Below are 11,199 nucleotides of genomic sequence, written 5' to 3'. Positions count from 1 at the left end.
GTCCTTGAGCACGCGGCCGCGCGGCACGTCGCGTTCGCGCGCCTCGCGCTCGCGCCACGCCGCAACGCCCTGCACGATCGCCAGTTCCTGCGGCTTGCGCAGCCGCATCTTCAGCCGCTTCCAGGCGTCCTCGGGATGCGGATCATAGGTTTCGCGGGAGGTAAGGACCTCCATTTCCTCGTTAAGCCAATGGGCGCGGTTTTCCCGCTCCAGTTCGGCGCTGAGGTGCTGATAGACCTCGATCAGATGGGTGACGTCGGCCAGCGCATAGTCGAGCTGCTTGTCGGAAAGCGGCCGGTGGCGCCAGTCGGTGAAGCGCGACGACTTGTCGAGCCGCGCGCCGGTGATGCGCTGCACGAGCTGATCGTAGGAAACGCTGTCGCCGAAGCCGCAGACCATCGCCGCCACTTGCGTGTCGAACACTGGATGCGGAACCAGATCGCCGAGATGGACGATGATTTCGATGTCCTGCCGCGCGGCGTGGAAGACTTTGACCACCGCCTCGTTGGCCATCAGCCTGAAGAACGGCTTCAGGTCGATATCGGGAGCCAGCGGATCGATCAGTGCCGTCACGCCGGGAGCGGCCATCTGGATCAGGCACAGGATCGGCCAAAACGTCGTTTCTCGAATGAATTCGGTGTCGACAGTGACGAAATCCGACTTTTCGAAAGCGGCGAGAACGGTCTCGAGTTCTTTCTGGGTGGTGATGACGTGCATCAAATCGCTTTTGGCAGGAGTAAGGTCTTCCTAGATTTCAGCCGCCGGGGCTTTCGTCAAGCTTTGGCACCGCCATCATGAGGTTCCCGGACCGTCGGAATCGCCGTTTCTCCTGGCCAGCCGCGCGAAAACCGTCGAAGTGCGCAGGAGCGCAATGAAGCGGCCGCGCCTGCCCGCCGGCACGCCGGACCGAGCCTGCATGCGGTAGAGGATGACAGCGATGAAGATCGCATAGACCACCGCGCTGAATACAAACAGGGCGCCCGGTCCGAAATATTGCATCGCCGTCGAGGCGGCGAACGGGCCGCCGATCGCGCCGAAGGAATAGAACAGCATCAGCGCCGCGTTGATCAGCACGAACTCGCCGGTGTCGGCGCGATCGTTGGAGTGGGCCGCCGACAACGAATAGAGCGGCATGGCGAAACAGCCGAAGATGAAGACGAGGACGAAGTTGAGCAGCGGATTGCTACCGGCGATGAACACCAGCGCCAGCGCCGAAAGCATCGCGCAGCAGGTCGTCATCAGCAGCACCCGGCGCCGGTCCCAGCGGTCGGAGAGGTAGCCGAGCGGATACTGGATGATGGCGCCGCCGAAGATGCCGACGCTGACGAAGGTCACGACATCGGCGACCGACATGCCGATCTGCTCGGCATAAACCGGCGACAAGGTGCGAAAGGCGCTGTTGGTGACGCCGACGGCGATGCAGCCGAAGCAGCCCAGCGGCGAAATCCGCCAGACGCGCGCCAGGTCGAGCTTGACCTCTTCGGGTGGTGTCGGGTTGGAGCGGTCGCCGAGCGACACCGGCACCAGCGATAGGGTGATCATCATCGACATGATGGCGAAGATAGCGAAACCGCCGGCGCCGAAGATCGGGATCAGGAACTGGGCTGATGTCACCGAACCGATGTCGACCATCCGGTAGATCGCCAGCACGCGTGCCCGATCGTGATTGCTGACGCCGGAATTCAGCCAGCTTTCGACGATGGTGAACAGCCCGGCGAAGCAGAAGCCGCCGGCAAGACGCACCGCGCACCACATCACCGGATCGATGACCAGCACCAGGAGCAAGGTGCCGACTGAGGCGATTGCCGCCAGCGCCGAAAATGCCCTGATATGGCCGACCGCCTTTATGATGCGGGTGATGGCAAGGCAGCCGAGCAGGAAGCCGGCGAAATAGAAGGTGCCCATCAGGCCGATGTCGGAAGCCGAAAACCCTTCCTGCGCGCCGCGCAGCGCGATCAGCGTGCTCTGCAGCCCATTGCCGCCGAGCAGGATGCCTGCGGCGAGAAGAAGCGGGATCATCGGGCGGATGGAGGACATGAAGAGGCGATCACGTGTCGGTGATCTCTTCTTGAACCATCGCCTTGACCAATACCAGCGGCAATTCCTGGAAGCAAAGTTCGAATCCGGCCTGGGCCGGGAAGGGGCAGGCCGTTCAATCCGTGCTGGGGTTCAGAAATTTCAGAGACGCTGCATGTGCAACAAACGCTTCAACACTCTCCTTTGAGTAGCCGAGAAGAGTGCCTTCCAGCCTCGCCAGATCGTTCGGTGTGAAGACATCAAAGGCTGCTTCGCTACGGCACATCCGAGCGATCAGCAGGCTGAGCTTGCAGCGCCATTCCTCCGTCGGCAGGCAGTAGCAGCGTTCCTCCACAGACGTTTTTGAATCAACCTGGGAAAATTTCAGGATGCGGCCTTCCTCGACAATCGGTCCGAAATGCGCGTCACCAACATCTTCGGTGTCCATACCCGGTTCCGCTGCGAACAAGGCCATTGGCTTGTCGCCCCGAAGCATCAATTCCAACTCGCGACCATTATATGGCGCGATGCCCTTTGGGGGAGTGCGTTTTGGCACAAAGCATCTCCAAATCGTTTGATTGCTGCATCGTTGCAAGAAACACTTCTGGCGGCAATGCATGAAGGCCGGCAGAGACTCGAACCCCAAAGGCCTGCTTGCCTTGACAAATCCGGCCTCCCATGCGCTTTTCGCGCAAATTTTGAGGCCGGGCTTGATGCTTGGCCTGCAACCCAGCATCCCGGACTTTACCAATGACAATGCACCGTTACCGCAGCCATACCTGTGCCCAGTTGAGGAAGAGCGACGTCGGCTCGACCGTTCGCCTGTCGGGCTGGGTGCATCGCGTGCGCGATCATGGCGGCCTGCTCTTCATCGACCTGCGCGACAATTACGGCCTGACCCAGATCGTCGCCGATCCGGATTCGCCGGCCTTCAAGGTCGCCGAGACCGTGCGCGGCGAGTGGGTCATCCGCGTCGACGGCGAGGTCAAGGCGCGCTTGCCCGAGACCACCAACGCCAATTTGCCGACCGGCGAGATCGAGATCTTCGCCCGCGAGATCGAGGTGCTGTCGGCGGCCAAGGAATTGCCGCTGCCGGTGTTCGGCGAGCCTGACTATCCCGAGGATATCAGGCTGAAATACCGTTTTCTCGACCTGCGCCGCGAGACGCTGCACAAGAACATCATTGCGCGGACAAAAATCATCGCCGAAATGCGCAAGCGCATGGGCGAGGTCGGCTTTACCGAATTCTCGACGCCGATCCTGACCGCGTCTTCGCCCGAGGGCGCGCGCGACTTCCTGGTGCCGTCGCGCATCCATCCCGGCACCTTCTACGCGCTGCCTCAGGCGCCGCAGCAGTACAAGCAGCTGATCATGGTGTCTGGCTTCGACCGCTACTTCCAGATCGCGCCCTGCTTCCGCGACGAGGACCCGCGTGCCGATCGTCTGCCGGGCGAATTCTACCAGCTCGACCTCGAAATGAGCTTCGTCGAGCAGGACGACGTGCTGTCGACCATGGAACCTGTCATGCGCGGGGTCTTCGAGACCTTCGCCAACGGCAAGCCGGTGACGCAGAAATTCCAGCGCATCCCCTATGATGTGGCCATGCGCAAATACGGCACCGACAAGCCGGACCTGCGCAACCCGATCGAGATGCAGGCCGTCTCCGATCATTTTCGCGAGTCCGGCTTCAAGGTGTTCGCCAACATCCTGGCCAACGACCCGAAAGCCGAAGTGTGGGGCATTCCCGCCAAGACCGGCGGCAGCCGCGCCTTTTGCGACCGTATGAATTCCTGGGCGCAGGGCGAGGGCCAGCCGGGGCTGGGCTATATCTTCTGGCGCAAGGAGGGCGACAAGCTCGAAGGCGCCGGTCCGCTCGCCAAGAACATCGGCGAGGAGCGCACCGAGGCGATACGCCTTCAGCTCGGCCTTGCCGACGGCGACGCCGCCTTCTTCGTTGCCGGCGATCCGAAGAAGTTCGTCTCGTTTGCCGGTGCCGCGCGCACCCGTGCCGGCGAGGAGCTGAACCTTGTCGACCGCGAGCGTTTCGAGCTGTGCTGGATCGTCGACTTCCCGTTCTTCGAGTGGAACGAGGAAGAGAAGAAGATCGACTTCGCCCACAACCCGTTCTCGATGCCGCAAGGTGGCATCGATGCGCTGAATGGCGAGGACCTGCTCGGCATCAAGGCGTTCCAGTACGACATGGTCTGCAACGGTTTCGAGATCGCCTCAGGCGGTATCCGCAACCATCTGCCCGAAACCATGGTCAAGGCGTTCGAGACGGTCGGGCTGGACCGCGCCACGGTCGAGGAGCGCTTCGGCGGCCTCTATCGTGCCTTCCAGTATGGCGCACCACCGCATGGCGGCATGGCCGCCGGCGTCGACCGCGTCGTCATGCTGCTGCTCGGCGCCAAGAACCTGCGTGAGATCACCATGTTCCCGATGAACCAGCAGGCCTATGATCTGTTGATGAACGCACCGTCGGAAGCGAGCCCGCAGCAGCTTCGCGACCTGGCGCTGCGCGTTGCCGTGCCCAAGAAGGACGCCTGATCGCGCTTCGGGCGATGCTTTAAAGACCGCCCGAACCATTCTTTCGATTCGCTAATCCCAACGAAAAGCCCGGCATCGCTGCCGGGCTTTTCGCATACCAGATCGCTTCGATCAGTCTTCGTTGGCCTTGACGGTGACACCGAGCGTCTTGGGCAGATCGAGCGGGTTGGACATGGCGCCCGCCATGATCAGTGCGAACGGCACGGATGCCGGCGGCTCCGCCGAGATTTCGAGGCTCTTCGGATCGTCGAGGAATTTGCTGACCGCGGCCGTAACCTGCGCAGTCAGTTCCGGATTGTTGAGCTGCGCCATGCCGAACGGCACGATCGCCTTGGCCTGGTTGGCGATGTCCTTGCCGGACATGCCTTGCTGCTTGCCGACATAGTCCAGAACCTTGTTGGTCAGCGAATCGTCGTCGAAGCGGATCGAGGCGCTGTTGAACGAAAGCTGCTGCAACAGGCCGAGCATGGCCATGCCTTGCGCCGAATTGTCGGCGCCTTCCGGCTGTGCCGCCATCTTCTTCTGCATTTCCTGCAGCGACTTGATGAAGTCCAGCGTGTAGCCGCCGAGATTGAAGGTCATGCCGAGCGTGCCGGCATTCTCGACCGAGATGTCGTATTTCGACAGTTCCATCTTGCCGTCCGTGGGCTGCCAGGTGCCGGCCATTTCGAGATTGCCCGCGATGTTCTGGTAGCCGAGCGCGTTGATGACTTCCTTGGACTTGGGATCGTCCACCAGCGTCAGGTCGGCATTGAATTTTTCCGTGGTGGCGGTGAATTCCATCGCCTTGCCGTCCGCCGGCGGCGTGATTTCGATGGCAAGCCCGTCCATCGAGAAGGCGGTCTTGTCGGCGACCTTGACGGTCATGTTCGAGAGTTCGGCGGACTTGTACATCATCAGCGAGCCCAGCGGGCCGGTGGCGCCGTCGGCCGGAACTGTCATGTCGTGGATGACGAAGGGGCTGAGGTCGAGGGTGACGCCGTCCTTGCTGTGTGTGAAGGCAGCCGTTGATACGGTGGCGATGTCATAGCCGCCATTTGCCTCGGTCACGCCTTCGAGTTTGACGTCGCCGATGGGAAGCGCTTCCTTCTCCGCCGCCGGTTTGATGGCAACGCCCTGCAGCACCATGCTGGTGTTGTCGCCGGTCACCCCGGTCCAGGTGATGTCGACACCTTGTGCGACAAGCGCTGCCTTCAGCCGGTCGGCCACTGCCGTATCCTGTGCGAGGGCCGCATTCAGCGGCAGCGTGAGCAAGAAGGTCGAAAAAGCCAGTTTCTTGAGAATTGAGCGTTTGATTGTCATCGCAAGGTCCCTGAGAGTGTCCTGAAATTGTTTTTTCAATTATTTGCGCCATCACCATTCCGTGACGAACTGGACCGGAAAAAGGCGTGTCCCGGCACATTGGTCAAAAATCGCGGTGAAAGGCAAACCCGATCCCACCGTCTTTGCGCAAACCGGTGAATTTGTCATGAAGAGCCGATAGCCGGATATCGTCGCGCTTGGCGATAGAGCCCGCATGTAACAGGCTGATGTTGGCCGACATCCGCTGGGGTATGGTTTCATGTTGCAGAAAGGCCGGTATCTCCGTCGGGCTCTTGCCGCGAATCACCCGCTCGGCTAGTCCGAGCCCATGGGAAAAAGGCTTTTGCCGCCTGAAAATGGCGGTGGCGATCACATCGAGCCGGTCGATCTGAAGAAGGCGCTGGAAGAGCGCTATCTTGCCTATGCGCTGTCGACCATCATGCACCGGGCGCTGCCCGATGTGCGCGACGGACTGAAGCCGGTCCATCGCCGCATCATGCACGCCATGCGCCTGCTGCGGCTCAACCCCGATCAGGGCTTTGCCAAATGCGCCCGCATCGTCGGCGAGGTGATGGGCAAGTTCCACCCGCATGGCGACCAGTCGATCTATGACGCGCTGGTGCGGTTGGCGCAGGATTTCTCGATGCGCTATCCCCTGGTCGACGGGCAGGGCAATTTCGGCAACATCGACGGTGATAACGCCGCCGCCATGCGCTACACCGAAGCGCGCATGACCGATGTGGCGACCGAACTTTTGTCCGGCATCACCGAGGATGCCGTCGATTATCGGCCGACCTACAATGAAGAAGACGAGGAGCCGGTGGTTTTGCCCGGCGCCTTTCCGAACCTGCTGGCCAACGGCTCGTCCGGCATTGCGGTGGGCATGGCGACATCGATCCCGCCCCACAACGCCGCCGAGCTTTGCGATGCCGCACTTCACCTGATCGAAAACCTGGACGCGCCGGTGGCGAAGCTGATGGACTTTGTCCAGGGGCCGGATTTCCCGACCGGCGGCATCATCGTCGACAGCCGCGCCTCGATCCTCGAAGCCTACGAAACCGGTCGCGGTGGCTTTCGCGTGCGCTCGAAGTGGTTCCAGGAGGACCAGGGCAGGGGCACCTGGAGCATCGTTGTCACCGAAATCCCGTACGGCGTGCAGAAGGCGCGGCTGATCGAGAAGATCGCCGAGCTGCTGATGGCGCGCAAGCTGCCGCTGCTCGAGGACATCAGGGACGAAAGCGCGGAGGACGTCCGCGTCGTGCTGGTGCCGAAGAGCCGTTCGGTCGACCCCGGCATCCTGATGGAATCGCTGTTCAAGCTGACCGAGCTCGAAAGCCGCTTCCCGCTCAACATGAATGTGCTGTCGCGCGGCAAGGTGCCCAACGTGCTGTCGCTGAAGGGCGTGCTGCAGGAGTGGCTCGAGCACCGCCGCGAGGTTTTGGTCCGCCGCTCGAAACATCGCCTCGGCGAAATCGAAAGACGGTTGGAGATACTTGCCGGCTACCTGATCGCCTACCTCAACATCGACGAGGTGATCAGGATCATCCGCGAGGAGGATGAGCCCAAGCAGGTGATGATGGCCCGCTGGTCGCTCACCGACACCCAGGCCGAAGCCATCCTCAACATGCGGCTGCGCGCCCTGCGCAAGCTGGAAGAATTCGAGATCCGCAAGGAATTCGACGGCCTGAGCGCGGAGAAGAAGCAGATCGAGGCACTGCTTGCTTCAAACGAGAAGCAGTGGGCGACGATCAAGTGGGAAGTCACCAACATCCGCGACAAGTTCGGTCCGGAGACCGAGCTCGGCAAGCGCCGCACCCAGTTCGCCGACGCGCCCGAGCATGATCTGACCGACATCGCACACGCCATGATCGAGCGCGAGCCTGTCACCGTCGTCGTCTCGGAAAAGGGCTGGCTGCGGGCGATGAAGGGGCATCTGGCCGATCTCTCGACGCTGACCTTCAAGGAGGGCGACAGCCTCAAGCTCGCCTTCCATGCGCAGACCACTGACAAGGTACTGGTCTTCACCACCGGGGGCAAGTTCTACACCATCGGCGCCGACCGGCTGCCTGGCGGGCGCGGCCATGGCGAGCCGATCCGCATCATCGTCGATATGGACAATGACCAGGACATCGTCACCGCCTTCGTTCACGATCCGAAGCGCAAGCTGCTGCTGGCCTCGCACGACGCCAACGGTTTTATCGTGCCGGAGGAGGAAGTCGTTGCCAACACCCGCAAGGGCAAGCAGGTGATGAACGTCAAGGCGCCGGACGAAGCCAAGCGCTGCATCCCGGTCACCGGCGACCATCTCGCCATCGTCGGCGAGAATCGCAAAATGCTGGTGTTCGCGCTCGCAGAGATTCCGGAGATGGGCCGCGGCAAGGGCGTGCGCCTGCAGAAATACAAGGATGGCGGCCTTCTCGACCTCAAGCCGTTCACGCTTGAGAGCGGCCTCTCCTGGCAGGATTCAGCCGACCGCACCTTCACAAGGTCGCGCGAGGAACTGGCTGAATGGATCGGCGCCCGTGCCTCGGCCGGACGCATGGTGCCGAAGGGATTCCCGAGGACGGGGAAATTTGGGTAGCGAGTGAAGCTGCCGATCTCCCCCCTCGTGGGGAGATGCCCGGCAGGGAGAGGGGGGCGCTGTCCCGCCGACGGTCGAGTTCACAGATACTCGATTGGTTTGCGGCTCACGGTCCAAATCCAAGGCCGCGATCCTTCACGCCCCCTCTGTCCTGCCGGGCCTCCCCCACGAGGGGGAGATTGGCAGCTTCACCATCTCATTTGGACTATCGTCACGATTGCTGCACTATATCAGTGCATAGACAGGAGGGGTGTTTGGGAGAGCCAGGCGTTTGAAGGAAGCAAGAATCCAGAAACCGGAACGGCAGCAGCGCCTCTTCGGCCTGTCGACGCCGCTCAGGGCAGCCGTCATCCCGCCGCTGTCGGCGGCACGCTGGCTGCTGGTGCTGATCGTTGCCGCCGGCGTCTATTTCTTCCACGGCTTCCTGTTTCCGGTGCTGGCGGCGCTCGTCATCGCTTTCGCCAGCTGGCCGCTCTACCGCCGCCTGCTTGTCGCGGTCGGCGGCAACCGCACCATCGCCGCGACCTTCGCCATCCTGTTCATCCTCGCCTTCCTGGTGATCCCGATCGCGCTCGCCGGCACCTATGCGATCAACGAGGTCCGCGAATGGGTCGCCTGGGCGATCGAGACCAACCGCCACGGCGCGGTGACGCCACACTGGATCGCCACCATGCCTGTCGTGGGCGAGTGGCTGAACGAACAGTGGACCACCAATTTCGGCCATCCGGGCGGCATTGGTGAGCTGATCCAGCTGGTCAGCGGCGCTAATATCGGCAGCATCTATCGTGGCGTGCTGGCCGCAGGCGGCAGTGCTTTCGGCCTGCTGTTGACGCTGCTGTTCATGATGATCGCGCTGTTCTTCGCCTATCGCGACGGCGAGCACTTTGCCGGCCAGGTCGACCGTCTCGGCGAGCGCATCCTGCCGACCAGATGGGAGCGGATCTCGCGCGTCGTGCCGGCGACGATCTCGTCGACGGTGACCGGCATGACCGTCATCGCCATCGGCGAGGGCCTGGTGCTGGGCATCGCCTACTGGCTGGCCGGCGTGCCGTCGCCGGTCACACTCGGCGCCCTGACCGGCGTCATGGCGCTCATCCCGGGCGGTGCACCGCTGTCGTTCACGCTGGTCTCGATCTACCTCGCCGCCAGCGGCTCGCCGATGGCCGGGCTGGCGCTGTTCCTCTGGGGGGCGGTCGAACTGTTCATCGTCGACAAGACATTGCGCCCCAAGCTCGTCGGTGGCCCGATAAAACTGCCCTTCCTGCCGACTTTTTTCGGTCTGATCGGCGGCGTCAAGACCATGGGGTTTCTCGGCCTGTTCATCGGCCCGGTGCTGATGGCCCTGCTGGTGGCTATCTGGCGCGAATGGCTGCGCGAGGTGGAAATGGCGGAAGACGTCGTTCCCGATGGCGTCGCCGAGATCGAAGGCAGCCCGCCGCAGATCGAAATTGTCGCCGAGAAAAAGGCCCGGGCATGATCTTCGGGATCCAAGCGCGACTCACCTGACGTCGGTCTACGCATGTTTTTGCGATTTGTTCTGCCAAGAATTATTGAGGGAATGCAGGCGCGCGAAGGTTTTTTTGGCGCTGCCTACGAATTGCGAGGCCAACCTGATATCGATCAACACACGTTAGATCGGCTGGAAGATAGTCTCGCCTGGTTTCGACAGAACCTTGCGGTACCGCCACGTTTCAACCTCTCAAGATCGAAAGGTTTTTACCGGAAACAGACGACCCAAGGATTAAGCTGGTTCAAGCCAACGGCAACGGACCATTTGGCAAGGGCTTATGACCTCGCGGCGCTCCTTGGGCGGCATGGGCATCATGTCGAGGTCATGAAGAGTTCCCGTCTGGGATATGTTGTTTACGAGGACGAATACCAGATAATCGCAGAGCCTTTTTCAGATACGGCAACGCGTTGATTGCGCTTGCGTGCGCTGCAGGTCTGGAACGACTGCCGTCCACTCTCTAGGCCGGGTGAGCGACGGCGAGCGTCGCTCGGCGCTTGCGGCCCTCATGCAGTTGCCACAGCGAATGCGCAGTCAGCGTGACGATCAGGATCCCGCCACCGATCAGGCTGTTCCGGGTCGGTGCCTCGGCGAAGATCATCCACACCCAGACCGGCGCCAGCACCGTTTCGAGCACGTAGAACATCGCCACTTCCGGTCCCGAAATGTATTTCGGCCCGGCGGCAAGGCAGAAGAACGAAATCGGCATGACGACCGCGCCGTTGAAGATGATCCACCAGGGCGCGTTCACGTGAAAGCCTTCGCCTGTCACCATGAAGGCCGCCAGCCCAAGCGGCAGAAGCACCCCGACGAGCGAGGTGAATCCCATGTCCTTGCCACTGGCGCGCGAGATGGTGATGGCCACGGCGATGAAGAAGGCCGAGCAGAGCGCCATGAAATCGCCGAACAGCTTGCCGGTGCCGACGGAACCGCCGACGATGACCAGCACGCCGAAGATCATGATCGCCATCGCCGCGATGGTCACCAGCCGCGGCCTCTCGCGCAGGAATATCCAGGACAGCAACCCCGCAAAGACGGTGTTGAAGGCCAGGATGAACACCAGGTCGGCGGTCGAGGTGTGGTAGACGGCGGTGACGAAGGTGATCCCGGTCAGCCCGTAGCATATCGCCACGATCAGGCCGGACCAGCCGGGGATCAGCGGCGGGGCGTTTCGGCTGAGTGCCCGCCAGACCGACCAGATGACCATGGCCGCGACGAAAGTTGTGCCGGTGCGCAGCAGCATGAT

Annotated in this window: 10 protein-coding genes; 4 read left to right on the top strand and 6 right to left on the bottom strand. The window is 62.0% G+C overall.

The genetic code is table 11. The features are described from left to right. The 3 genes from rnd to EN925_RS08210 form a co-directional block, all read right to left on the bottom strand. Nucleotides 1-717, bottom strand: a 717-nt coding sequence (gene rnd, locus EN925_RS08220) for a ribonuclease D (protein WP_128336444.1), incomplete at its 3' end; no start/stop codon positions are given. Nucleotides 718-792: 75 nt separating this feature from the next. Then, nucleotides 793-2,037 carry an MFS transporter gene (locus EN925_RS08215; RefSeq protein ID WP_127384573.1) on the bottom strand — a complete coding sequence of 415 codons (1,245 nt, stop codon included), beginning with the start codon at nucleotides 2,035-2,037 and terminating at the stop codon, nucleotides 793-795. A gap of 115 nt (nucleotides 2,038-2,152) precedes the next feature. After that, nucleotides 2,153-2,572: a hemin receptor gene (locus EN925_RS08210; protein ID WP_127368403.1), complete on the bottom strand. Its 420-nt coding sequence runs from the start codon at nucleotides 2,570-2,572 to the stop codon at nucleotides 2,153-2,155. Nucleotides 2,573-2,772: 200 nt separating this feature from the next. Here EN925_RS08210 and aspS point away from each other — a divergent pair, with 200 nt between their 5' ends. Beyond that, complete coding sequence (aspS, locus tag EN925_RS08205; protein ID WP_164753450.1) at nucleotides 2,773-4,563, top strand: aspartate--tRNA ligase; 1,791 nt, start codon at nucleotides 2,773-2,775, stop codon at nucleotides 4,561-4,563. Nucleotides 4,564-4,674: 111 nt separating this feature from the next. On the opposite strand, the gene EN925_RS08200 is transcribed toward aspS, so the two are convergent. Then, entirely contained in the window at nucleotides 4,675-5,865 is a 1,191-nt protein-coding gene (locus EN925_RS08200; RefSeq protein ID WP_064995458.1) for a hypothetical protein, read from the bottom strand. Nucleotides 5,866-5,968: 103 nt separating this feature from the next. Continuing rightward, nucleotides 5,969-6,238 carry a hypothetical protein gene (locus tag EN925_RS08195; protein WP_127423385.1) on the bottom strand — a complete coding sequence of 90 codons (270 nt, stop codon included), beginning with the start codon at nucleotides 6,236-6,238 and terminating at the stop codon, nucleotides 5,969-5,971. Between EN925_RS08195 and parC the strand changes: the two genes are divergently transcribed. The 3 genes from parC (at nucleotide 6,194) to EN925_RS08180 (ending at nucleotide 10,367) form a co-directional block, all read left to right on the top strand. After that, entirely contained in the window at nucleotides 6,194-8,446 is a 2,253-nt protein-coding gene (gene parC, locus EN925_RS08190) for a DNA topoisomerase IV subunit A (protein ID WP_127366116.1), read from the top strand. The genes EN925_RS08195 and parC overlap by 45 nt on opposite strands. A 271-nt stretch (nucleotides 8,447-8,717) precedes the next feature. Beyond that, nucleotides 8,718-9,923, top strand: a complete 1,206-nt coding sequence (locus EN925_RS08185; RefSeq protein ID WP_013532277.1) for an AI-2E family transporter — start codon at nucleotides 8,718-8,720, stop codon at nucleotides 9,921-9,923. Nucleotides 9,924-9,965: 42 nt separating this feature from the next. Beyond that, nucleotides 9,966-10,367, top strand: a complete 402-nt coding sequence (locus EN925_RS08180) for a hypothetical protein (protein ID WP_013532276.1) — start codon at nucleotides 9,966-9,968, stop codon at nucleotides 10,365-10,367. A gap of 46 nt (nucleotides 10,368-10,413) precedes the next feature. Here EN925_RS08180 and EN925_RS08175 read toward each other — a convergent pair. Continuing rightward, a partial coding sequence (locus EN925_RS08175) for a DMT family transporter (RefSeq protein ID WP_164894157.1) occupies nucleotides 10,414-11,199 on the bottom strand: 786 nt, incomplete at its 5' end.

The organism is Mesorhizobium sp. M7A.F.Ca.US.006.04.2.1, from assembly GCF_004022915.1.
Taxonomy (GTDB): Bacteria; Pseudomonadota; Alphaproteobacteria; order Rhizobiales; family Rhizobiaceae; genus Mesorhizobium; species Mesorhizobium ciceri.
Note: the sequence above shows the minus strand (reverse complement) of the source record. Positions and strands in the feature narration are given on the sequence as shown.

What these genes read in the sequence shown, in the direction of transcription:
- EN925_RS08215 (WP_127384573.1), bottom strand. Translation starts at nt 2,037, where the DNA reads ATGTCCTCCATCCGCCCGATGATCCCGCTTCTTCTCGCCGCAGGCATC.
- aspS (WP_164753450.1), top strand. Translation starts at nt 2,773, where the DNA reads ATGCACCGTTACCGCAGCCATACCTGTGCCCAGTTGAGGAAGAGCGAC.
- EN925_RS08200 (WP_064995458.1), bottom strand. Translation starts at nt 5,865, where the DNA reads ATGACAATCAAACGCTCAATTCTCAAGAAACTGGCTTTTTCGACCTTC.
- parC (WP_127366116.1), top strand. Translation starts at nt 6,194, where the DNA reads ATGGGAAAAAGGCTTTTGCCGCCTGAAAATGGCGGTGGCGATCACATC.
- EN925_RS08180 (WP_013532276.1), top strand. Translation starts at nt 9,966, where the DNA reads ATGTTTTTGCGATTTGTTCTGCCAAGAATTATTGAGGGAATGCAGGCG.